Annotated in this window: 19 protein-coding genes; 11 read left to right on the plus strand and 8 right to left on the minus strand. The window is 59.9% G+C overall.

Annotation, left to right across the window (positions count from 1 at the left end):
- From Q0J60_RS02130 to Q0J60_RS02140, 3 genes are all read left to right on the plus strand, one after another.
- Window positions 1-1,668, plus strand: a 1,668-nt coding sequence (locus Q0J60_RS02130) for a ribonucleoside triphosphate reductase (protein WP_294438576.1), incomplete at its 5' end; no start/stop codon positions are given.
- Window positions 1,669-1,929: 261 nt separating this feature from the next.
- Window positions 1,930-2,166 (plus strand): antitoxin, encoded by a 237-nt coding sequence (locus Q0J60_RS02135; protein ID WP_273123591.1) that lies wholly within the window; start codon window positions 1,930-1,932, stop codon window positions 2,164-2,166.
- Between the two features lie 22 nt (window positions 2,167-2,188).
- Complete coding sequence (locus tag Q0J60_RS02140; protein WP_294438594.1) at window positions 2,189-2,590, plus strand: type II toxin-antitoxin system VapC family toxin; 402 nt, start codon at window positions 2,189-2,191, stop codon at window positions 2,588-2,590.
- An 88-nt stretch (window positions 2,591-2,678) separates the two neighbouring features.
- On the opposite strand, the gene Q0J60_RS02145 is transcribed toward Q0J60_RS02140, so the two are convergent.
- The gene (locus Q0J60_RS02145; protein WP_294438579.1) at window positions 2,679-3,587 is read right to left on the minus strand and encodes a hypothetical protein; all 909 of its coding nucleotides are present in this window, start codon (window positions 3,585-3,587) and stop codon (window positions 2,679-2,681) included.
- Window positions 3,588-4,030: 443 nt separating this feature from the next.
- Between Q0J60_RS02145 and Q0J60_RS02150 the strand changes: the two genes are divergently transcribed.
- Together Q0J60_RS02150 and Q0J60_RS02155 are read left to right on the plus strand one after the other, a co-directional pair.
- Window positions 4,031-4,993: a DUF5692 family protein gene (locus Q0J60_RS02150; RefSeq protein WP_294438580.1), complete on the plus strand. Its 963-nt coding sequence runs from the start codon at window positions 4,031-4,033 to the stop codon at window positions 4,991-4,993.
- A 116-nt stretch (window positions 4,994-5,109) separates the two neighbouring features.
- Window positions 5,110-5,931 carry a TetR/AcrR family transcriptional regulator gene (locus Q0J60_RS02155; RefSeq protein WP_294438581.1) on the plus strand — a complete coding sequence of 274 codons (822 nt, stop codon included), beginning with the start codon at window positions 5,110-5,112 and terminating at the stop codon, window positions 5,929-5,931.
- Window positions 5,932-6,280: 349 nt separating this feature from the next.
- Here Q0J60_RS02155 and Q0J60_RS02160 read toward each other — a convergent pair whose 3' ends face one another.
- The 5 genes from Q0J60_RS02160 to Q0J60_RS02180 form a co-directional block, all read right to left on the minus strand.
- Window positions 6,281-7,231: a succinylglutamate desuccinylase/aspartoacylase family protein gene (locus Q0J60_RS02160; RefSeq protein ID WP_294438582.1), complete on the minus strand. Its 951-nt coding sequence runs from the start codon at window positions 7,229-7,231 to the stop codon at window positions 6,281-6,283.
- Window positions 7,228-8,157 carry a M14 family metallopeptidase gene (locus Q0J60_RS02165; protein WP_123209490.1) on the minus strand — a complete coding sequence of 310 codons (930 nt, stop codon included), beginning with the start codon at window positions 8,155-8,157 and terminating at the stop codon, window positions 7,228-7,230. The genes Q0J60_RS02160 and Q0J60_RS02165 overlap by 4 nt, the downstream gene beginning before the upstream one ends.
- Window positions 8,158-8,424: 267 nt before the next feature.
- Complete coding sequence (locus Q0J60_RS02170; RefSeq protein ID WP_294438584.1) at window positions 8,425-9,315, minus strand: transglutaminase family protein; 891 nt, start codon at window positions 9,313-9,315, stop codon at window positions 8,425-8,427.
- Between the two features lie 9 nt (window positions 9,316-9,324).
- On the minus strand, window positions 9,325-10,011 hold the full coding sequence (locus Q0J60_RS02175) for an alpha-E domain-containing protein (protein ID WP_294438585.1): 687 nt from the start codon (window positions 10,009-10,011) through the stop codon (window positions 9,325-9,327).
- The gene (locus Q0J60_RS02180) at window positions 9,993-11,306 is read right to left on the minus strand and encodes a circularly permuted type 2 ATP-grasp protein (RefSeq protein ID WP_294438586.1); all 1,314 of its coding nucleotides are present in this window, start codon (window positions 11,304-11,306) and stop codon (window positions 9,993-9,995) included. The genes Q0J60_RS02175 and Q0J60_RS02180 overlap by 19 nt, the downstream gene beginning before the upstream one ends.
- Before the next feature lie 809 nt (window positions 11,307-12,115).
- Here Q0J60_RS02180 and Q0J60_RS02185 point away from each other — a divergent pair.
- Together Q0J60_RS02185 and Q0J60_RS02190 are read left to right on the plus strand one after the other, a co-directional pair.
- Window positions 12,116-13,768 carry an FAD-dependent oxidoreductase gene (locus Q0J60_RS02185; RefSeq protein ID WP_294438587.1) on the plus strand — a complete coding sequence of 551 codons (1,653 nt, stop codon included), beginning with the start codon at window positions 12,116-12,118 and terminating at the stop codon, window positions 13,766-13,768.
- A gap of 337 nt (window positions 13,769-14,105) precedes the next feature.
- Window positions 14,106-15,461 carry a LuxR C-terminal-related transcriptional regulator gene (locus tag Q0J60_RS02190; RefSeq protein ID WP_294438588.1) on the plus strand — a complete coding sequence of 452 codons (1,356 nt, stop codon included), beginning with the start codon at window positions 14,106-14,108 and terminating at the stop codon, window positions 15,459-15,461.
- A gap of 12 nt (window positions 15,462-15,473) precedes the next feature.
- On the opposite strand, the gene Q0J60_RS02195 is transcribed toward Q0J60_RS02190, so the two are convergent.
- Together Q0J60_RS02195 and Q0J60_RS02200 are read right to left on the minus strand one after the other, a co-directional pair.
- A complete protein-coding gene (locus tag Q0J60_RS02195) occupies window positions 15,474-16,685 on the minus strand; it encodes an acetate/propionate family kinase (protein ID WP_294438589.1) in 1,212 nt (403 codons plus the stop codon).
- Between the two features lie 238 nt (window positions 16,686-16,923).
- Window positions 16,924-18,834: an FAD-dependent oxidoreductase gene (locus Q0J60_RS02200; protein ID WP_294438590.1), complete on the minus strand. Its 1,911-nt coding sequence runs from the start codon at window positions 18,832-18,834 to the stop codon at window positions 16,924-16,926.
- Between the two features lie 878 nt (window positions 18,835-19,712).
- Between Q0J60_RS02200 and Q0J60_RS02205 the strand changes: the two genes are divergently transcribed.
- The 4 genes from Q0J60_RS02205 to Q0J60_RS02220 form a co-directional block, all read left to right on the plus strand.
- Window positions 19,713-20,549 carry a helix-turn-helix transcriptional regulator gene (locus Q0J60_RS02205; protein WP_294438591.1) on the plus strand — a complete coding sequence of 279 codons (837 nt, stop codon included), beginning with the start codon at window positions 19,713-19,715 and terminating at the stop codon, window positions 20,547-20,549.
- A 109-nt stretch (window positions 20,550-20,658) separates the two neighbouring features.
- The gene (locus Q0J60_RS02210) at window positions 20,659-21,138 is read left to right on the plus strand and encodes a universal stress protein (protein WP_294438592.1); all 480 of its coding nucleotides are present in this window, start codon (window positions 20,659-20,661) and stop codon (window positions 21,136-21,138) included.
- 245 nt (window positions 21,139-21,383) lie between these two features.
- The gene (locus Q0J60_RS02215; RefSeq protein WP_367178765.1) at window positions 21,384-22,133 is read left to right on the plus strand and encodes a TetR/AcrR family transcriptional regulator; all 750 of its coding nucleotides are present in this window, start codon (window positions 21,384-21,386) and stop codon (window positions 22,131-22,133) included.
- 195 nt (window positions 22,134-22,328) lie between these two features.
- Window positions 22,329-23,756, plus strand: a 1,428-nt coding sequence (locus Q0J60_RS02220) for a BadF/BadG/BcrA/BcrD ATPase family protein (protein ID WP_294438593.1), incomplete at its 3' end; no start/stop codon positions are given.

The following is a 23,756-nucleotide window of genomic DNA, read 5'->3' on the forward strand; positions in this document are numbered from 1 at the left end:
ACCCTGGACTGGACGGTGCCCAAGGACCTGGAGAACCTGCCCGCCATTGTGGGCGGCAAGGAGCAGGACTGCAAATATAAGGACTGCCAGAAAGAGATGGACATGGTCAACAAGGCGTTCATCGAAATTATGATTGAGGGCGACGCCGAGGGCCGTGGGTTCCAGTACCCCATCCCCACGTATTCCATCACGCGTGATTTCGACTGGAGCGACACCGAGAACAATCGCCTGCTGTTCGAGATGACGTCCAAATACGGCACGCCGTATTTCAGCAACTACATCAACTCCGACATGGAGCCTTCCGACGTGCGCAGCATGTGCTGCCGCCTGCGCCTTGACCTGCGCGAACTGCGCAAGAAGTCCGGCGGATTCTTCGGCAGCGGCGAGAGCACGGGCAGCGTGGGCGTGGTCACCATCAACATGCCGCGCCTGGCGTATCTGGCCACCGACGAGGCCGATTTCTATCGTCGCCTGGACCACATGATGGACATTTCCGCGCGTTCGCTCAAGACCAAGCGCACCGTGATCACCAAGTTGCTGGATGCGGGCCTCTATCCCTATACCAAGCGCTACCTGGGCACGTTCGACAACCACTTCTCCACCATTGGCCTGGTGGGCATGAACGAGGCGGCGCTCAACGCGAAGTGGCTGCAGTGCGACATGACCGACGAGCGCGCGCAGACGTTTGCCCGTGACGTGCTGAATCACATGCGCGAGCGCCTGGTCATCTACCAGGAGAAATACGGCGATCTGTACAACCTTGAGGCAACGCCGGCCGAGAGCACGTCGTATCGTTTGGCCAAGCACGACAAGGAGCAGTACCCCGACATCATCACGGCCAACGAGAACGGCACGCCGTACTACACCAACAGCTCGCATCTGCCGGTGGGCTACACCGAGGACATCTTCAGCGCGCTCGACGTGCAGGACGAGTTACAGACGCTTTACACCTCTGGCACCGTGTTCCATGCGTTCCTTGGCGAGAAGCTGCCCGATTGGAAGGCCGCGGCGCGTCTGGTGCGTACTATCGCCGAGAACTACCGCCTGCCGTATTACACGCTGAGCCCCACGTATTCCGTGTGCAAGAACCATGGGTACCTGGCGGGCGAGCAGTGGACGTGCCCCAAGTGCGGCGAGGAGGCCGAGGTGTACAGCCGCATCACGGGCTACTATCGTCCGGTGAAGAACTGGAATGACGGCAAGGCCCAGGAGTACAATGACCGTACGGTGTACGACGTGGAGCATTCGCACATGGACGTGAGCGCGCGCGAGGCGGCGGGGTGCCGCTGCGGGTATGCGGGCGATGCGGAAGAGGCCGAGGGGCAGGCCGGAGCCGCTAAGAACGTGGGCTTCATCTCCGAGGATGCCGCTGCGATTCTCAACGAGCATGCCGCGCATGCAGTGCAGAAGGACGGCGCGTTACCGGCGGGTGCGTACCTGATCACCACCGAGACGTGCCCCAACTGCAAGCGCATGAAGCCTCTGCTTGCGCAGGCGGGCATTAAGTACAAGGAGCTACTGGCTTCGCAGAATGAGGAACTGGTTGCTAAGCTCGGCGTGATGACGGCACCCACGCTGCTCACGGTGGATGATGCGGGCGCGCAGCGGCTTTACGTGGGCGCCCCCGCCATCATGCAGATGCTTGCGACCCAGGAGGCGCGTGCGTAGCGTCATGAGAGCTGTATGCGCAGAAGTTTCTCATTCGGAAGCGTAATTGCGGGCGGTCTTCGGGCCGCCCGCTTGCATTCCCCGATGCTTTCTCCGGTCAATTCGGCATGCTTGCGTAGTCATGCGTTTGTTGGCGCGATGAACGAACGCGCATGCGACGAGCTTGCTCACGGTGATAATCGTGTCGTTCATTGCGATTTTCCTATCATAAAAGTATACTTGTACATATACTTGTTTATGGTTGAACGAAAGGGGGAGGTTATGCCGCAGCTTTCGCTTTACCTCGATGATGCCGCCATGGAGCAACTGCGCAGTCGGGCGAAGAATGAGGGCATGTCGTTGTCGCGCTACGCACGCCGCCAGATCGGCGAGCAGCCGGCTGCCTTATGGCCCGATTCGTTTTGGGGAACCTATGGGGCGCTTTGCGATGAGACGTTCGAACTTCCGCAAGAGCTCGATTTTGCTTCGGACACCCCTCGCGGGTCTTTTGATGATTAGGGGGCGGGTCATGGTTCGCTACATGCTCGATTCGTGTGTCTGCATAGATTTCATGCGGGGTCGCCTTCCTCTTGGCTATGAGGTTCTGCGGAAGAGCGACCCGCGTCTTTTTGGCATTCCCGCTGTTGTTGCGGCGGAGTTGCGCCTCGGCGCCGAAAAGAGCCGGGATGCAGAAAGGAATCGGCTGCTTGTGGAGTCGTTTCTGCTCCCCTTTGAGATTGTTCCGTTTGACTCTGCGTGCTCCATTGAATACGCGCGCATCCGCGCCGAGCTGGAGAGCAAGGGAACCCCTATAGGTCCGAACGATTACCTCATTGCCGCTACCGCTCGCGCTTGCGGGGCCGTGCTCGTCACGAATGATGATAGCGAGTTCAAACGCGTGAACGATCTTACGCTCGAATCCTGGTATGAGGTCGATCTATAAGCACCTCATACCAGGCTGCGCATGCGTCCCATGACTACAGGCTTCTTTCCGTTGCATACGTTTGGCAGCGTAGCCGCCTTAGTTTGGGCTAAGCGGGTCTTCCGGCGGGCTCTACCGGATCGCCGTACTCGTCTATCGTGCCGTTGGCGCGGCCTTCCAGATACTTCTCGCGTGCTATGCCGCGGCGGAAGGTCACGTCAGCCTTGCCCATGTGCAGCTGGTAGCAGTACCAGAACACGAACGGCAGACCAAGAATGCCGTTGATGGCGCCCCACCAGAACATCACGTCGGGATTGAACCACGCCTCAGAGTTCATGATGGTGGGGAACAGCGCCGGGAAGCAGCTGCGCAGCAACAGGTGAGCGCCCAGTGTATAGATTCGTCCGGTGATATAGAGCTCGGGCCTCCGCTTGATGATGGGGTAGAGCTCGGCGGCCGCAAGGATGCAGCACGTGCTGGCGAAGTATGCATGCCCCTCGGCGTACACGAAGCAGGCGTTCCACGTGGTGTAGAGGAAGTTCCACATGGGCACGGTGTAAGACAGGATTTCGCCGTGGCTCGACGTGTCGTATTTCCAGTATTTGTCGCCGAACGGCATGGTGATGCACAGGATGAGGCCTGCCATGGCGTTCATGACGTTGCCCATCTCGAAGTCTCGCAGCGTGGCTTCGGCGATGTTGCAAAAGACTATGCCGTAGAGCACCCAGCGCACCCATCGCTTGCGCATCGTGCGCCAAAACGGTGTGTCCTTGTTCTCAACGGCTGCGATGCGGCCTATGCCGGCAAAAATGAGAGGCAGGATGACTGAGAGGTTTTTGGCCCAGCGGAACCAGTCGTCGCCCGGAATGTTGATGATCCACAGCGGCACGGTGATAAGCGACACCACCCACACCCACATCGACGTGCGGTAGTGCGTGCGCATGAATTCGGTGAGAAGCAGGAGCAGAACAATGTAGACGGCCATGGAAATAGGCGTGACCCAAACGGGAACGGTCATGATGACCCCCTCTCGCTGCTGCCCCGCGGCATGCGGCGAACGCCGAGCGCGCTCATCGCACAGCTGCGCGAAGCGATTCTCCTTGCGGCGCATTCATGCGGGCCTGGATTGCGTTCGAACGGTTCGGCTACGGCAATTGCCCTGCCCGTGGATTGCGTCCGGTGAATGCGGGCGAACCGTGGGTGTTCCAGCTTGTGCCGTACCGCCACGCAACAGGCCGCAAAACGCACTGTGACGTGCGGTTTTGTTTTCTGTGCGCCAATGTCTCAAGTGTATCACCGCGCTGTTTTTCGGTCTTTACAAAACGGCCTTAAGTGTAAAGACTTGCTCGCGATGCGCCCGTATACTTCGCCTTAGGAAGGCCCGCTTCTGCCGCGGTCGCCGCAATGCGGGCGCGTTTGGCTTCGGGCGTTTTGTGCGCTCGCCGAGAGGAAGGGGATGTCATGGGCATTCTGTATCAGGCGGGGGAGCCGATCTATTGGGCGATTTGGCTGTTCGTGCTGTTCGCCTTGATGGCGTTCAATGAATTGGGCCGCGTGAAGCCTTGGGCCGGCATCGCCCTTTTCGCAGTGGTGCCTGTGCTTATGACCATATTCGTGTGGCCTACAACCGCCGCTCCGGGCAACGAGTACGGCACGGGAACGTGGTTTAACTGGGTGAAAACCTATTCGGCGCTTGCCGGCTGCCTTGGTTTCATGGCGCTGCGTTTTGTGAAGTGGCGCGGCAAGGACGGACGCATCCATCATTTGTACGAAAAGCGCTGGGCGCTGTGCTTTCCGCCTCTGATTCTTGCTGTCAACATAGCCGAGGCGGTCATTCGCGATTTCCAGGTATACAGCTTTGGCCTGTGGCAAGGCGGCGTGGTCGAGAACCTCTGGACCATATCGGGCCCGTGGAACATCATGAACGGCATTGCCGGCATCTTGAACATCCTCACCATTTGCGGATGGTTCGGCATCATCATTTCGAAGGACCGCACACGCGACATGATCTGGCCTGACATGATTTGGGCGTGGATCATTGCCTACGATCTGTGGAACTTCGCCTACACCTACAACTGCATTTCCGACCATTCGGCATACTGCGGCCTCGCGCTGCTCCTGGCTTGCACCATCCCCACCTTTTTCATCAAGCGAGGGGCGTGGCTGCAGCATCGTGCTCAAACGCTTGCTCTATGGATCATGTTCATCATGACGGTGCCTCAGTTCGCCGACGTGTTGGCGCCTATTCCCACCACGCACAACCCCACGGCGTTCTTCATTGTAAGTTTGTTGGCGCTTTTGAGCAACGTGGCGCTGGCTGCGTGGCAGCTGTATCGCATCCGCACACGCAAGCTCAATCCCCTGAAAGATGAAATCTATTCCGACACCAAGGCGTATGCCCGCGTGAAGGAGGAGAACGAATAGACGGAGGGCCTGGCTCTGACGCTGAATGCTTACGCCACGTCGTGCGTTTCCTCTATATAATGAAGCTGCCCGCAGGCAGATGCGGGCAGCTTTGTTGTGCGTGGAGGGAATGCGTTATGGCGATTGCGTCCAATAAGGGGCGGGTTGTTCATCCGGCTGATGCGGATATGCGTTTCGGTGGAGAGCGCGCGCATGCCGAAGGGTCGCACTCGTCGGCGCCGCTTTGCGCCGGGCTTACGGAGCAGTGGCGCCGCGAGGCGCTGGGAGGCCCAGCGCGCGAGGGCGGCGACACGAACGCCGCGCGCCGGCGTGCGCGTTCGCTTTCCGAGAGCAAGCGTCTCGGCGGGCAGGCGGGCGAAATCATGCAGGCCGCGCGCAAGCTCTACGAAACGCGCGGCGTGGCGGCCACCACCGTGAAAGACATCGCCGCCGAGGCGGGCATTACGCGCGAGCTGGTGTACTACTATTTCGCCAATAAGCGCGCCATCACTGAGGCGGTGCTTGACGATTACATTGAAGACCTGGTGGAAAGCGCGATCGTGTGGAACGAGTCGCGCAAGTTCGGAGACACCCTGGGGTCGTTGCGCAAGTGCGTCGCTGCGATGCGGCGCGCGCTGTACGGGGTGGACGGGTCGCCGCGCCCTATGGCGCGCGTGCTGGAGGAGCTGGGAGTGCGCGACGCGTTTGGCGTGCGCGCCGTGCGAGAGACGGTCGACTGTATAGATGCGCATATCGTCACGGAATACGCCGCCTATCACAAGGTGGAAATAGAGTTCGTCTACGAGACGTTTTGCATGCTCATCTTTGGCTTGGTGGGGCTCATGAAACTCAAGCCCGACATTTCCGACGAAACGCTGATGAAGCTCGTCGAGCAAACGCTGCGCTTGGACATGGTGCCTCTCGACGAATCAAACCGTCGCGACAACGAATCGTGGTAGGGGCGCTCCGCTGCGTCCTAGAAGGCGCTTGAGCCATGAGCCGACTCGTTCGCGTGCCAATTCGCTCGCGCGTTCGGCCCTTCAGGACCCTGCCGTTCGCCAGCCTATAGCGCTTTAGCACTCTACTGCAACAGATTAGAAATCCATACGCAGGACAATCGATGTACCGAAGGGCGCTTCGCGTGCGCGAAGAGAGAGGAGCCGTCTTGTGGATGCGATTGTCGAGGCGATAAACGCCGTTGATGCCTGGGTATGGGATCCGCCCATGATCATTCTGCTGTTGGGCTCTCACTTGCGACTTTGCTCCGCTTTGCGCCCGATTCGCCCCGGACCGGCCTTTCGGTTTGGGCTATGCCACCTCGGGCACCAGCTTGAATGCGATGGTGTACTGGTTGATAAGCGGAGCGGTGTGGCTGAAGAACACGTATCCGGTCACGGGCGCGCGCAGGGTTTCACGCACATGACCGTCGAAGCCGTCTGCCACCACCGCGAGCGTCTGCCCTTCAACCACGCGCTCGCCCGATTCCACGTTGCGCAGGAAAAACCCGCCGGCGCTCTCCGACCGCACGTCCACCAGGTCTGATTCATCAATGTGTACGGCCAACGAGCCGCCCATAGAGCGGCTTTGCACAAACCCCATCGCGTTCATGAAGCGCAGGATGCCGTTTTGCACGTAGGTGGCAGTGCGCTGGTTGATGGTGTCGGTCTCTTTGGCGAGCACCGTGAATGCATGGGTGTTCCAAACCTGCCAGTTGTAGTTGAGCGTGGTGGTGTCGAACGAGCTGGGCGTGCGCGACACCACATAGGGAAACCCGAATGCATCCGCCAACTGGAGCGATTCGTCGCTGATGGCGTTTGCATGCGTCACGCGCACGTGCGTGAGGAAGTCGCCGGGCAAATAGTAGCTTCCCAGCGAAATGCCGAAGTCGCAGTCTTTCACGGCCTCGAACAGGCCTGCCGCAATGCGCTGCGTGGTTTCTCCGGCGTCATAGCCGGGAAACATGCGGTTGATGTCGGTGTGGTCAACGGGCCAGAAGCGCTCTCCGATATTCATCGAGAAGGGGTTAGCCGAGGGAATCACCAGAATGCGCGCGTCCTGCGCCAAAAGCCCGCGCTCTTCGGCGGCGCTCAGGCGCTCGATGAGCTGCGCGCAGATGAACGTCTGCTGTATTTCGTTTCCGCGGGTCGATCCCACCACGGCGATGCTGCGAGGAGCATCCGGCGCGCCAAACTCGGCGGCGCATATCGAAAGCGGCTCGCGATAGGGGGTGTCAAGGGTGAACAGGGTAGTCTTTCTCATTGGATGTCTCCCAGGATGCGGGCCAGAAGAGAGCCGGGGTACACTATGGGGTAGGCGCGCAGCGTGAACAGCAGGCCGGCACGCGGCGAACGCACTTCCTCCACCACGTCGCCCGAAAGCGGGTCGGCGATGATGCCCACCACTTCGCCTTCGTGCAGCACCGTCGCATGCTTCGCGCGCGGCAGGAAGATGCCCGCATGTTCGGCGTTGAGGTAGCTCACTTCTCCGTCATGCGAGACGATGGGTTCGGGCGCGCTGTAGAAATCGCCTTTCCATGCGCCAAGATGCGCCGCCAGCCGTAAGATGCCATCGGTCAGGCGACGCCCGTATTCTTCGGTGATGCGCATGCCAACGCCGGCCTCGACTACGAGCGTGGGCGTGCCTGCGGAGTTGAGCGAATATGCCAGCGTGCTCTCAAGCACCGTTGCCGACGCATGAACCCAAACGAAATCGACGTTGAGCAGGGGAGCCAGCGGCACAAGCTGATCGGCGGAAAGCTCGTTAATGCGCACCTGGGGCATTTCGCGCAGGAAAATGTTGCTGGCGTGGATGTCGACGCACACGTCAGCTCCGCGGATGTCGTCCATAACGGCGGCGGTCATGGTTTCGGCCATGGGGCCGTTGCCGTTGCCCGGGAAGGTTCGGTTCAGGTCGAGGTCGAACAGCGGCATGCCGCGCTGGATGGAGTTGATGCCCAGGGGATTTACCGCAGGGTAGATGTCTACGGTGCCGCTGAGCAGATGGAGTGCGGATTTCAGGCGACGGGCCAGCTCAAAGGCCACGTATTGCCCTTCGAGCTCGTCCCCATGCACGCCGGTGACGATCGCGATGCGCGGCCCCGGACCTCCGGTGCCCACAATGCGGTTCTTTTGAATGAGCAGATGCTCGCCCACGGGGAGCTCCGCCGAAAACACGGTTTCAATCAAAATGGTCCCTTCTATCGTTCGCACGTTGCGAACGCGGGTTCGATTATAGTTCGCGCATGTGGAGACGATGCGCCCGGCGCGCTGTATTTACGCACCTGACGCATTCAACCCGACGTTTTGCGCAGACGAAGGGGGCGATGGGCCCTGTCTGCGTAGAAGCGTCGGGTTGAATTTGGGTCGCCGGGCGAGCGATTGCATCCGGCGCCGGGGAGCTCTGACAATGGGGCGGCGAGCTGCTGCGGCATGGGCAGCCGAATGGGCGTTTGTTTACTGCTGAGACGCCTGGTCGAACACCTGCACGGCAACGCGTTGGTCCTGGCGTGCACCGCCGCGGAAAACGCCCGATTCGATGGCGCAGTCGGCGAAATCGCGCCCATGCGAGAGCACGATGTAGGTGTCGTCGATGGGACGGTCGTGCGTGGGGTCTATGCCTCGCCAGCGCGTGCCGTCGTGCATTTCCACCCAGGCATGCGTGGCGCCTTCGCCCACGATGAGGCCGTTCACGTAGCGCGCGGGAATGCCCAGCGATCGTAGCAGGGCAATCAGCACGTGCGCAAAGTCCTGGCACACGCCGCTTCCCAGGGCGAACGCCTGAGAAGCCGTGGTGGACACGTCGGTTACGTCCTTCACGTAGGCGAGGCGTTCGTGCACGGCATGCGAAAGCGCTTGCGCGATGCTCCACGGCCCGCTTGCTTCCGTGGAGGCCTCCTGGGCGAACGCGCGCATGGCGGCATCGGCTGCGGCAAACGTCGAGGGATTGGCGTATATGGGGTGGGCAAGCGAGCCGGATGGCCCGCTCATGCTGGATGACCAGCCTGCAGCAGATGATCCGCTTGCGACAGATGACCCGTCTGCAACTGGGGCTTCCGTGGCGCCCCAGCCCTCTTCGCCATCGCAATCCGCCGCATCAACCACCACGAGCCCCGTCGAAATGAACGAGAACTCATCGTGCGCTGCCTCGATGCGCCCGATTTGCAGACGATTGCCAAAGCCATCCGTCTGGTTGGCCACGGGCGTGCGCGGCGCTATGATGACCTGGCTGTCCATCACGGTTTGGCTGGGCGTGTTCTTGGGCAAACAGCGCAGCACGAAGCTGTGTTCGCGCACCGGCTCGCTAAAGTTCAGCGCCGTTTCGAACGTGAATGAAAGAATCTTCATAGGCGCTCCCTATTTGAAGATGCCCGCGATGTGCACCAGCAGCGCCCCGAGTTTCTCGTATGTGGCGCCTTCGGGGAAATCGGGCGCAAACACCGCGTCCACCACGGCCTTAAAATGGGCCTTGTCGTAAGGCACGCCGATGCGGTCGATGCGGCTTGCCAGCTTGTGCGTTTCTTGCGGCAGACGATCCAGGTGGTATGCCAGGCGCGTGTACAGATCGAGGCGTTCGATGCTAATGCCGCACTTGATGATGTTGCGCGCGGCATCATCGGCCACATAGTCGTCCACGCAGCCCTTGAACGCCATGATGTCGTCAAACACCAGCTGCAAATCCAAAAGCGGCGCGTCGGAGGCTTCGGCCGCCTCGATGCTGTTCACGGCCATCTGCACGTATGCGATGCTTTCGGTGCCTATGACGTCGCGCAGAGTGACGGCGTTCCCGTACGCCGCATCCATGGCGTGCGCGATGGACGAGGTGTTGGCTTTGTTGAACAGGCAGTCGTTGAAAAACTCGATGGGATCGTCGGTCTGCTCGTTGAAGCCCAGCTCCTCAAGCTGGCCCTTCCAGTTGCCCTCCGTGGAATCGAGGGCGGCATCGTAGGTTGAGATGATGAAGCGCATAGTGGTGTAAGTGCGCTCAACGTAACGGCCAAGCCACAGCAGGTGGTCGACCTTTTCTAGCGAGAGAGAACCCATGTGTCCTTGAACCCCCCTCCTTGGGACGAATTGACGACGCTCGAGCCGGCTTCGCGCGCGTATCGCGTCAGGCCGCTCGGCCAGACTTCGGTGTGTTCGCCCGACAGGACGAAGGCGCGCAGGTCGGCCTTGCGCGGGACGAACTCCCCGCCGATGTAGGTGGGGAGGCACTTGAAGTCGATGACCTCCTGGGCGATGAAGCGGCGCGGTTCGCGGCGGATGGAATCCTTGAGCGCGCCGAGCGCCTGCGGTTCGAGGTCGCAGCCGAACACTACGCCGTAGCCACCCGCCTCGGCCACGTCCTTGATGACCAGCTTCTCGGCGTTGTCCATGACGTACGTCATGTCGTCGGGATAGAACGGCAGGTAAGTAGGCGCATTTTTGAGGATAGGCTTCTCGCCCAGGTAGTACTCGACCATCTTGGGCACGAAGTAATAGATGCCCTTGTCATCTGCTGCGCCGTTGCCGGGTGCGTTCACGATGGCAACGTTGCCTGCGCGGTAGGCGCTCATCAGGTTGGGCACGCCGATCAGGCTTTCGGGGTTGAAGCACAGCGGGTCGAGGAACTCGTCCGACAAGCGGCGGTATACCGTGCCCACGCGGCGGTTGGCGGCGGCATCGCGGAAGTAGAGCTTCTCGTTTTCCACGAAGAGCTCGCTGGGCTCGGCCAGCACGGCGCCGGCCTTTTCGGCCAGATAGGAGTGCTCGAAATAGGCGGAGTTGAAGCGGCCCGGCGTGAGCACCACATTGATGCCGCCGCAGTTGACGGCATCCATCACGCGGCGCAGGCGCTCGCCGTAATCGCGGTTGTCGCGCATGGGGCCGCCGCGGAAGGTCTCGGCATCGCAGCGACGGCACAGCGTGCGTGCCACCAGAGGATACGATGCGCCCGAGGGGATGCGCAGGTTGTCTTCCAGCACATACCACTCGCCGTTCTGGCCCTCTACCAGGTCGATGCCCGAGATGTGGCTGTAGATGCCGCGCGGCGGGGTGATGCCTTCGCATTGGGGCAAATACCCGCTGGATGCGAAGGCGAAGTCGCTGGGAACTACGCCGTCCTTGATGATCTGCTTCGCGCCGTAGAGGTCCTTAAGGTAGGCGTTCAGGGCGTCCACACGCTGGATGAGGCCGCGTTCGAGTTCGTCCCACGCGTCCGCCTCGATGATGCGCGGCACGGCGTCGAAGGGGAACAGGCGCTCGTTGAACACGCCGTTCTTATAGATGCCGAACTTCACTCCGTAGCGCGCAAGCTGCTGGTTTATCTTGGGGGTGTGCGATACCAAGCTTGTGTACATAGGCTCACGTCCTTTGCGCGGGGCGGCAGGGTGCGGCATCTGCGGCGCATAGGCACGCGATTTCGCGCAATAGCTGCAGGACGCGAGAAGGCAGCCCGTTCCGGCAGGGTGATCGCTCTATGCACGCACGTGAAAGATGCCGCGAACTTATACCGTATAGTATAAATTCTCAAAAGAATTTGCAGCACGGCGCATGGTGATAATTTCGCTCGATTTTACGTGACGGGAGCGAGGTGGGAATTTTGCCCCATGCTGGATGGTCGGGCATCTCTGATCGGGCGCTCAAAAGCTTATCTCTGCGGACGCGTCTGGCGAAATCGCAGTGCGTGTGCAGGCAAATACGTGAGATGCTCTTAGAATTGAGGTTTGCAAACGGTCGGTTGCAAATGGTCGGTATAAAAAACAAGCTATTGGCTAAAAAGTAGAGGGTGGTTTCCTAAAATCGCCTTATGTGCGTGGTCTGATGCGGTTCCCATCAGTCCTCTTGGACACGAGAGAGTCAAATTATTATTAAAATAGCTGCTCATATTTTAACAATATCCGATATGGCTGCTTTCAACTCCTCCCGGTCCCCGCATTTAAGGCTGTTTTCATACCGAGGAACTCGAAAGTTAGCCAATAAGGCCGTTTTTATACTGGCGACAGATATTATCGCAGATGAGATGCTAAAAGTTTATACGTAGGATGATGCATTTCATCCGAGAAACTGCGTCCGGGGTGATGTGCGCAAGGGTCGCAAAAGGCAGAATCCGTCTCGTCAAAACGCAGGGACGACCAATCCCACTGCGTCACACGAGAAGGAGGAACATATGAGTTTCGAGCAGGGAATTAGCCGCCGCGCGCTTCTGCGCATGGGCGGAATCATGGGTGCTGGCGCTCTCGGTGCTGCGGCTCTTTCGAGCTGTGCTCCGAAGACGGCGTCCGAGGGCGGATCGGCAGGCGCCTCGGATGCTGCAGCTTCCGTTCAGGACGGTCCTTTTGCCGTGCCCGAGTGCATGCTTCAACCCGAGCCCATCACCGAGTTTGATGAGACCAAGGAATACGACGTGGTTGTTGTTGGGGCGGGCCTAGCTGGCCTGGCTGCCGTGCATACGGCGCTTGAGGGCGGTGCCCATGTGGCATGCGTACAGAACACGAGTGTGGTGAATACGTCCGGCAACATGGGTGGCTACGTTGACCTTGAGAAGACGAGCCCTGCCGGCGTGCAGGCCTGCATCTCGTACCTGATGGAGAAGTCCGACTACCGCTCCGACCGTAAGCTCATCAACGTGTGGGCGCAAAACTCTTCCGAGGCGCTGCAGTGGTGGGCTGCGGCGGCAGAAGAGGGCGGTGTGGAAAACGTCCTGTTCGATAGCACGTTGAATCTGCATGGATATGACGTTCAATTGCATGCTAACACCTATTTCCACATTGATGGGGCTAACAATACTGCCGCTACCGCCATCGCCGAGGGTCTCGCGCAGGACGGTGCCGAGTTCTTCTATGACACTCCTGCTGTGCAGCTTTACAAAGAGGGCGATGCGGTGACGGGTGTCATTTGTCGCAACGCCGACGATCAGGTGATTCTGTTCAAGGCGGCCAAGGGCGTTATCCTTGCCGCGGGCGACTACTCGGGCAACATGGAGATGCGCGAGTACCTGTGCCCCGACCTCAAGGGTTTCGGTGCTAGCATGGAGAATCGCGACGGCAGCGCGCTCATGATGGGCGTGTGGGCGGGCGCCGTCATCGAGCCTCCCGTGCATGCCAAGATGGTGCACGAAGGCGCCAAGGCTCGCGTGGATGTGCCTTTCCTCAACATCAGCCCCAAGGGCGAGCGCTTCATGTGCGAAGGCCCCATGCGCACTGCCTACATTAACAACTTCCAGCGCCAGTTCCTGGCGGAGGCCGGTTTTGCCAATATGAATGCCGGTCACTTCTTCACCATTCTGCCCGAGAAGTGGCACGACTACGCGACCGAGTGGATTGCTGAGGACCCGCTGAACATGTCCATTACAGGCGGCGCCGGCGAGATTACCAACGATGACCTGCTGTCGGGCAATTCCGTCGAGGAGCTGGTGCAGGCAATCAACGACTTTTGCACCGAAAAGGAATACAAGATCGACCCCATCGATGCGGCCGTTGTGCAGGAGACCATCGATCGCTACAACGAGCTGTGCGATGCGGGTTCCGACGAGGACTTTGGCAAGGCGGCTAAGTACATGGTGCCCATCGAAGGCGAAACCCTGTATGCGGTTTCCCGTGGCGGCACCACCGTTCCGGCTATCCTGGGCGGCCTGATTATCGACGAGAACGGTCAGTGCCTCGACGAGAACCAGGCTCCCATTCAGGGTTTGTTCGCGGCGGGCAATACTTCCGGCTGCTTCTTCGGCGGCGTGGACTACCCGCTCGATGTTTTGGGCCTTTCTGTCGGCCGCGCCATCACTACGGGCTATGTGACCGGTCGCTACGTGGCGAGTCTGTAGTTCTCCTTGCGGTAGGCGTCGCATCAGCCTTTTGCAACCAACTCTCAGCCCAGCGGAATTTTCCGGCGTCATCTCCTTCCCTCCTTTGAAGCGCCGGACCAAGCTTTGGGCATGTTTAGACGGGCATCGCTTTCCCCCTCCGGCGATGCCCGTTTTGCATTGTGGGGTTTACTGACTTCGCGCCAAGGTTTGCCGTGTTTCCATTATGATGGCTCGGGTAATTTCCTGATTTGCGAAAATCGACTCGATTCATGAGAGGGGAGGGCTCATGCTGGCGGCAATGCATCAAGGTTTCTCAAAGCCGCGCGCTGCGGGTGATAGGCTTGTGCTGTCATTTATGGGACTTGCGTTCGCTCGCGCCTGGCTCGCCATTTTGTTCGCCGACCCTCTTTCGAAAGGCTATGGTGCAACGTACGGGAGCGTCCTGTTCGATATTGCGTACGTGATTTGCGCCTTTGTCGCATTGGCGGCGCTCAGACGTATCGTTCCTGTGACGGCGCGCGCGGGAGCGTGGGCGGTTCCCTTTTGTCTGATGGAGGCGTCTTCCATTGCGTTTATTTTGGGTGAGGCCGGGCCCATGAATGCGCACGTTGCCCACGTGGTGTCGTCCGTTGCTGGCGGTGCAGGATTCCTCACGTTTTGCCTGTATAACGCCGAGGTGTTGGCAACGCAGCCTTTGCGCAACGTGATGATGTATTTGGCGCTGTCGCCCGTTTTGGGGTTCGTGCTTACTTTCTTTTTGACCGATGTCGGCCTGGAGAAAACCTCGGTCGCCCTCGTCCTATTGCCTCTTATCGCGGTGGGGTTGTGCGTGAACGGCTTGAGTCTGGTGCCGCCCCAGCTGCGTCCGAAGGCCGATTTTCCGCGCTTCAACATTCCATGGGTGCTGCTTGTGCTCCTTGCGGCGTATGCGTTTGTCTATGGCCTCCATCAGTCGAGCTTAACGCCCGGCGTCGGAAGGTACTCGTCATTCGTGAACGCTGCGGTTGGCATCGTCGCGGTGGCGTGGGTCGCGTTCTTTTCGAGCAAGGTGAGCTTCCGAATTCTCTACGGAGCTCCCGTGCTATTGATGATCTGTGGGTTCGTTCTTGTTTCGCTCCATGGGTTTATCGTCGGCTTTGTCGCGGACGTTTTGATTGCGGCGGCGTTTGGCTTGGCGACCCTCATCATATCGTTCATGTTCTATGACATGAGCAAGCGGTCGGGCGTGCCCATCGTCGCGTTTTCGGCTGCCTACGCGGCAACGAACGTATTCGGCCTGCTCGGCCAAGCCGCTTCAAATTTTATGGCAAGCTACCCGGCATATGGATCGTTTGTTGCGGCCATCACGTATGTGGCGATTGCCGCGCTGTTGCTGCTAATGGGGTACGCCACATTGGCGGATCGCACGCTGTTCGAGCGGTGGGGCATACGGCTCGCCGAGGACGATGCGCCTGAGATGTTGCGCGAGGCGGAGCTCATTGAGCGACGATGCCACGATTTTGCGAAGGCGCATTCGCTCACGGCGCGCGAAGAAGAAGTGCTGGCCCTGGTGGCCCAGGGCCTTTCGTCGCGCGAGGTACAGGATAGATTGTTCATTGCCGAAGGCACGTTTAAAACCCACATGCGTCACATTTATGAGAAAAGTGGTGTGCGCGGCATGAAACGCTTGCGGCAGATGCTGGGCGAATCTGACGAGGATCGCTCGTTCTAGGCTCCTTGCAAGCTACAGTCGCGAAACCAGCGCGTCGGTCTCGCGCGCGATGCGGATTTCCTCGTCGGTGGTGACCACGCATATCTTGATGGGGGAGTCGTCGATCGAGATGATGCGATTCACGCCGATGGCGCCCTCCACGTTGTTGCGGTCTTTATCCAAGATCATGCCCATGTGCGCAAGCCCCGCGAAAATCCGCTCGCGCAGCTCGGCTGAATTCTCGCCGATGCCGGCGGTCATCACCACGGCGTCGGTGCGGGTCATGGTGGCGTAGAAGCCGCCGATGGCCTTCTGAATCTTGTAGACGTACATGTCGATGGCAAGCTCGGCGTCCTGGTTGCCCGCGTCGGCCGCCTCCAGCACCTCGCGCATGTCGCTGCTCACGCCGGAGATGCCCAACACGCCCGACTGCTTGTTGAGCAGCGCGTCAATCTCGTCGAACGTCTTGTGCTCGCGGCGCATGATGTAAGTGATGATGGCGGGGTCGATGCTGCCGCTTCTCGTGCCCATCATCAGGCCTTCAAGCGGCGTGAAGCCCATGGTGGTGTCGATGGACTTGCCGTGGTTCACTGCGGTGATGGAGCCGCCGCTTCCCAGATGGCACGTGATGAGGCCCAAATCGCGCAGGGGACGGCCAAGCAGATTCGCCGCCTGTTGCGCGGCGTAGCGGTGCGAGGTGCCGTGTGCGCCGTAGCGGCGGATGCGGTATTCGTCGTAGTAGCGCATGGGCAGCGGATACATGTACGCCTTGGGCGGCATGGTCTGGTGGAATGCCGTGTCGAATACCGCCACCTGCGGAGTCTGCGGCATGCGCTCGCGAAGGAGCGCGATGCAGGCATCCGCCGGCGGATTATGCAGGGGCGCGAGCTCTTCGCATTTGAGCAGGTTTTCCCATGCCTCGTCGTCGATGAGCGTGGCGCGCGTGAAGAATTCGCCGCCTGCCACGATGCGGTTGCCCACGGCGTCTATCTGCTCGAGGCCGCTTACGGGGGATTCGGGGTCGTCTTCCAGCACGTCCAAGAGCTTGGCCAAAACCTGCTCCACGCGCATGCCGCCCACGTTGTAACGGGTTTTGTCGAAATCGGGGTAGAACGATACGTTCATGAAAGCATCGTCCGAGCCCACTTTCTCGGCCAGGCACTTCATGAGGGACGATTTACCGTCGGTTTCAATAAGCTGGCACTTGAGCGAGGAGCTTCCTGCGTTGACGACGAGTACGCGCATGTATGTCTCCTAACAAGCGAAGGCGTGCATGGAATCGTATAAAGATACGCGAGTTGTGCAGCACACGCCATGACGTATCGGCCACGGGCGCAATGCGTCGGTTTGCGCGAGGGGCGGGGCAAGCTCGGGGCATTTCCGAATGCGCAGTGCACTTTCCAATTAAACAAAAGGCGCCCGGGCCTGGAGGGTGGCTCGGGCGCAATGCGAAAAGAACTTGGTAAGGTAATTGAGGGGCTGGCTATGCGGTCAGGATGCGAGCGAGCGCGAGGCCTTCACCTTGGGTGCCCACGCCCGACGATCCCACGATGGTCTCGCCTACGGCGTAGAGACCTTCGATAGGAGTGCCGTCATCGGTGGTGACGTTGAAATTGTCGTCGTAGAGCAGACCGCCTACGGTGATGTGCATGGCCCAGGTGCGCGGCGATGCATAGAACGGCGGGTTCTCGATGGGGCTCAGCTCGCTGAAGCTCGTACGGCCGAAGTCGGGGTCCTCGCCGGCGCGGCAAATCTCGTTGTAGCGGTCGACCGTGGCCTTGAACGTGTTCACGTCCACGCCCATCTTCTCGCCCAGCTCCTCGATGGTGTCGGCGACGTAAAGCTGTCCCTCGTCGATGAGCGTCTGAAGCTTGTGGCCGTAGCGATTGAGCTCTCCTTCTGCGCGGCAGGTGTCGGCATCGGAGATCATGAACATCATCTGATCGGGCTGCTCCATGATGTCGGCGGTCATCGAGTAACGGTCGCGCACCTCATCCATGAATCGCTCGCCGTTCTTGTTCACCATCAGGATGTCCACGTCATCGCCCACGGTGGTCTCATCGGAGGAGTTCTTGACGTCTGCCATGGGGAAGGGCATCTGGTCGTCCATGCCCCCTACGCCCGCGCCCAGCTCAAGCGCCATGTTGATGCCATCACCCGTATGCCCGTAGGTGTTGGTGGTGGGGATGGTCTCCATGTTGTCGAAAGGCCACGAGGTGTTGTATTTCTTGAGCATCTCAGGGCTGCCAGAGAAGCCGCCCGTCGCCAGTACGACACCGTGCTTTGAGGTCACGTTATAGGTGGTGCCGTCGGGGCCTTTGCCGGTGACGCCAATTACCTTGTCGCCTTCGGTGATGAGCTTGGTGGCCGGTGTGTTCAGCAGAATCTGGATATCGTACTCGCCGGAGTCAAGTTGGCGGTTGTAGTGCAGGAAGTAGCCCTGACCGCACATGCCTTCGGTGGGGTGCGTCCAACGCGGCCATGAATAGCCGACGATGCCAACGAGTTCGCCGAAGTCAACGCCGTCGGCGGCGAGCCAATCGGTCACCTCAGCGATGTTTTGGCAGAACGGAACGTTGCCTGCATAGCTGCCTTCACCCTGGAGCGTGTATTGCAGAGCCTGCAATTCAAGGCTGTCGAAGCATTTCGTGTTACCGGATTCCTGCCAAGCCTTCCAATCGCTTTCGATCTTGCTCACAGCGTCGGCGGGAATGAATTCAGGCGCGGCCTTGATCTGCTCTTCCAGCTCGGCGCGGTTGCTGTCGGTCATCTCGGGGCGAAGATCGTCGGGGGCGTTCACGTATTCCAGATATCCGCCGGAAACCAAGGCGTTACCGCCAATCGTGCAGCTTTTTTCCAGCATGACCACCTTGCCGATGCCAAGCTGGGCTGCCGCGATAGCGCACGCCATGCCCGAGCCGCCGGCGCCGGCAATGACCAAATCGGCTTCGATTTCCTCCACGGCGGTAGAAGGTTCGGGGGTTTGATAATTTTTCTCCAAATCGCTCGGTTTGCCACCAGCCTGCTCCACGCAGTCGGCGACGGCGGTCATGATGGCGCTTGACGTAAGCGTGGCGCCCGTCACGGTGTCGATGCCGAGCGCTTGCTGCTCGACGATAGCGGCGGGAATCTTTTCGATGGCGGCATCGCCAATGAATTTGGACTCCTCAGATTGTGTGACCTTGACCTCGGTGATGGCGTCCTCGCTGAACGTGGTCTCCACGACCACGGGGCCGAACTTGCCGTGGCCCGTGCCCGTGTAGGTGCCCGCGGTGTAGCCGCTTTGCTTTTGCTCCGCCGGAGCGCAGCCGACCAGGTTGAAGGCGGCAATGGTAACGCCGGCGACGGTGGCGGCTTTCACAAAGTTGCGGCGGCTGATGGATGCAAGTTCCATGGGTTCCCTCCTAGATGGTTTGACGATACGGGCGGGTCGGCGGCTTTTGGCTCGTGCCAGATCGATGTCTGGCGCCGCCATCCGTCCGGGCTTTCCCTTGCGAGATCGAGTATGCCGTCGTGAAGCGTTCTTGCCATCCACCTGGGGAAAATCGGAGTGGTAACCTTGTAACCCGGGCGTGTAACCCGCTGTTTTGCAGGGTGGCAGGGGTTTCTTGGTGTTCCTGGAAAGTCGTTTCTTGTGTGTGCGCTGGTATAATCGGCCTCATGATTGTCAATCCGAAACAATCCCCATCGTTTGAGGACCGCCAGACATCTGCCGATGCGCTCAGATACAGGCGGTTACGCTTGTTGCGCAATCTGTCGCCAGTGTTTTTCGGCTTTGCGTTCGCGAGGGCATGTAACGATGCGTTTTTCTACTATCTCGGGAGCGCATTGCCGCTTGGCGCCTGGGCCGGGCAGGACGTGCTTTCGATGGCGATGCTCGTCGTTTTTGTCGCTGCGATTTTGCTTGCGAGAAAACTTGCGCCACTCTATCTTCGCCAGGGATTCATATGGGCATCCGCCGCTCTGATGTCGGTGGCGGCTCTTTGCCTGTGGGGGTGGCAGTCAACTGGCGTGATAGAGCTTGCTCTGGTTGCGGCAATTGCGGGTGGTTTCGGGTCGGCACTCGCAATTTTGTTATGGTCTGAGCTTCAATGTTGTTTCGGTTCGCTCCTGATAGTGGTGTATATCGCGGGAGGATTCTTTTTCGGTTCTCTTTTGGGCTGGGCTATCGTCGGGCTTGAGGGGCCGCGCATGGCCGCGGTTCTTATTGCGTGCGCGCTTGCGTCATCGCTTTGCTTGAGGTCGGGCTTCCCTCTAATTCAGGAATGCGATTTGCCGCGAAAGAGCTGGGGAAAGGTTCGATTCCCCTGGAAGCTCGTTCTGGTGCTTGGCGTGTATGAGTTCGTGATAGGCGTGCGCGAGGTGGTGGCGCCCGGCGGCGACGGGACTATGTTTCTGCTGGGCGTACTCGTGTCGGCGCTCATTGTGTTTATAGCTGCATATTTCTCTCCCGAGAAACTCGACTTCATGCTGATTTTCCGCGCGCCTTTTGCCTTGGTCGTGTGCGGGCTTTTGTTCGCGCTCCTTGCCCTTCCATTGGGCGATGCGGTTTCGGGCTTCCTTTCGTCGCTGGGTTACAGCATGATGTTCACCCTGATAACTGTGCTCATGTGCGATATTTCGCATCGATACGGGGTATCGGTGCTGGTGCTTTGCGGCATCAAAGAGCTCTCTGCCATTGGTCTGATTGCGGGGCATTCCTGCGCGGCGGCCGGTGTGGCAGGCGTTCTTCCGCTTCCGCCCGACTCGCAAACCGCTGAAGTCATTTTGACGGGTTTCGTTGTGCTTGCGAGCGTGTTTCTGCTGTTTGGGTCGAAAGACGAGCGATGGGGGCTCGAGTTTTTTGGCATTGATCGATTGGCGGCAGAAGGCGACGCGCAGGGTGTTTTTGTGCTTCGCTGCAACGAACTCGCTGACATGCACCATTTAAGCCCGCGTGAGCGCGAGGTGTTCCAGCTGTTGGCGCTGGGTAAAAGCCCCGTGTCCATCGAAAAGGAGCTGTGCATAGCCAACGGCACGCTCAAATCCCATACGCGGCGCATCTATCAAAAGCTGGGTATCCATAGCCGCGAAGAGCTGCGTACCCTGGTGGGCGACGTGCCGAAATAGGGAGTAGGGGGAATGTTTCGTTTGGCAAGGATGGTCTTTGCGAAGGGACGCTCCAATCACTCTATAATGAACGTATGAGAAAGCCACCGTGCGAGAAAGCGAGAAACTGATGTTCAAGAAGATTATGGTGCCGTTCGATGGGTCCGACCATGCGCGCCGTGCGCTTGAAGTTGCCAAAGACATGGTGCTTGAGGATGCGGATGCGAAGCTGTATGTGGTAAGCGTGACGGCGTCCACGGTGGCGCAGTCGGTCAGCGGTACCGACGGCGGGCAGCAGATTGCGGGCGTGCCGATGTTCCTCGCCGAGAAGGAAGAGTACAAGCATCTGGTGGATTCCGTGCTCGATCAGCAGCGTCAGGCGCTGAGCGAACAAGTGGGCGATGCAATTGCCGAACTGGGCGATCGAGCGGTGGTGGATGTTGCCGTGGCTCCTTCGCCTGCGGATGGCATCGTGGATTACGCGCAGAAGAACGGCTGCGATCTGATCGTGATGGGCCGTCGCGGTTTGGGAGCGCTGCGTGGCATGCTCGGAAGCGTGAGCTACGGCGTGCTCCACTCCGCCGATATCCCTGTGATGACGGTGAAGTAGTGCAGTCACAGACAATCAGCTAACGCGTTTTCAAGACGCCCATCTCGAATGAGACGGGCGTTTTGTTTTGCATCTGCTTTGCGCAGCTTTGATTTGCCATCTGCTACCTATGCGGGTACAATATGCCTATTGAACAATGTGTTCATTATTGTTCGTAGTGTTCAAAAAGCCTGATGGATGGCAATATCCAATAGGGATGGAAAGCCCAAAATGGCGTAAACACTGCGGGGAAGGAAACCTAACTGATGGCATCTGCTACGGCTCTGTATGCCGCAACGGTCGCGTCCGAACAGCCACACGCGTTGTCCGTTTCCCGTGCGAAGATGGTTCGCCGCGAGACGGCTCCCGTCCCACTTGCAAGCGGTGATGCCGCTTCTGCCGACGAGTGTTCCGCGCCCGTTTTGGACCCGCGTATCGCGCGCTCGAAAGCGGCGCTGCGCGAGGCGCTCATCGAGCTTATGGAGGAGCGCGGCTTGGACGGCTTTACGGTGGGCGATCTCTGCGCCCGCGCCGGCCTCAATCGGGGCACGTTCTACAATCACTTCAAGGATAAAGACAATCTCCTTGCCGCGCTTGAGGACGAAGTGATGGCAAGTCTGGAGGGCTTCCGCTCTAAGATGCAGGAGCTCGAAATCCGCGATCTGCTGAAATACCGCGCGCGCAAGCGCCCCCTTCCCGTGCTGGTTGAGCTGTTCGACTATCTGCGCAAAGAGGGCGATTTCCTTCATGCGGTGCTCGGTCCCGGCGGCGATGCGCGGTTCGGGCCGCGCCTACGCGAGGTGGTGTGCGGCGGGCTCATCCGTTCGCTTCTGCATGAGCGCTACCGCGAAAGCGATGACGCATTCGTGGGGTACTACATCGCGTATTTCGCCGGCGCGTATCTGGGCGTGATCGACCAGTGGATTAAAACCGGCATGCGCGAAAGCTCCGAGGAGATGGCGCTCGTGGCTATGCGTCTGTTTTTCATTAAGCCAGGTGAGGCCATTAAAATGTGAGTTCGCGATGCGAGCGGCGGGCTTTGCGTCTTGTTTGCGTCAGGCTTTGCGTTTTGGCGCGGGGCCCTGTCTTTCGCGAAAAGCGGCTTGATTCGCGAGCCATTGGATTATGACCATTCCGGCCGATTGAGGCCATTGCATATTGAGCAACGAAGGATTCGCCCGGCGGGCGAGCAGTGTAAGGAGAACGAAACGATGAGCGAAGAGAAGACCCTCGAAGGCATCGCGCAGGCGAGCGGGGAGGCCCAAACCGCCGCGAACGCCGCCGACGAACCCACGGGCACCGAGCCGGTCGTGACCACGGTGGATGCCGACGCCGCGGCAAAGGCTACTGCCGCCGCAAGCGCTGCATCCGCAGCTCCGCTCCACATCGGCGTGGACGTGGGTTCCACCACCGTCAAGGTGGCCGTGCTCGACGACGACAACCAGATCATGTATTCGTGCTACAAGCGCCATCACGCCGACATCCGCGCGACCATCGTGGAGGTGACCGAGGAGGCGGCCCAGAAGTTCCCCGACACCCCCATGACCATCGCCATCACGGGTTCGGGCGGCCTGCTCTTGGCCCAGTGGCTGGGCATCGACTTCGTCCAGGAGGTCATTGCCTCCAAGACCGCCGTGGAAACGTTCATCCCGCAGACCGACGTCGTGATCGAGCTGGGCGGTGAGGATGCCAAGATTATCTACTTCGACAACGGCATCGAACAGCGCATGAACGGTACCTGCGCCGGCGGCACGGGCGCGTTCATCGACCAGATGGCGGCCCTGCTCGACACCGACGCGGGCGGTTTGAACGAGCTCGCCAAGAGCTACGAGACCATCTATCCCATCGCCAGCCGTTGCGGCGTGTTCGCCAAGACCGACGTGCAGCCGCTGCTCAACGAGGGTGCGCGCAAGGAGGACATCGCGGTGTCCATCTTCCAGGCCGTGGTCACGCAGACCATCTCGGGCCTGGCGTGCGGCCGTCCCATCCGCGGCAATGTGGCCTTGCTGGGCGGCCCGCTCGAGTACCTCTCTGAACTGGACAAACGCTTCTGCGAGACGCTGAACCTGGACGACGAGCACGCCATTCGCCCCGCAAATGCCCACCTGTTTGTGGCGAGCGGTGCTGCCCTGTGCGGCAAGACGTCCAAGCCCGAGCTTCTGTCCGACGTGCTGGAGCGCCTGCGCAACTTGGGTGACATTCAGGGCTCCGAGGTCGTGCGTCTGCCTCCGCTGTTTGAGAACGAGCAGGATTTCGAGGAATTCAAGGCCCGCCACGACAAGGAGAAGGTCAAGCGCGGCAACCTGGCAGAATACGAGGGCGTGGCCTACCTGGGCAGCGACGCGGGCTCCACCACGTTCAAGGCGGCCCTCATCGCCGAGGACGGAGCGCTGCTTTGGAGCTACTACGCCAACAACAAGGGCGACGTGCTGGGCACCGCCAAGAAGGCGCTGGCCGAGATGTATGCCGCGCTGCCGACGGATGACCAGGGCAAATCGCGTGTGACCATCGGCCACGCCACGGTGACCGGCTACGGCGAGGGCTTGCTGCTTGAGGCTCTGCGCGTGGATTCCGGCGAGATCGAGACGGTGGCGCACCTGCGCGGCGCCGAGGAGATGCTGCCGGGCGTGGAGTCCATC

It is taken from the genome of uncultured Slackia sp. (genome assembly GCF_944321625.1).
Taxonomy (GTDB): Bacteria; Actinomycetota; Coriobacteriia; order Coriobacteriales; family Eggerthellaceae; genus Slackia.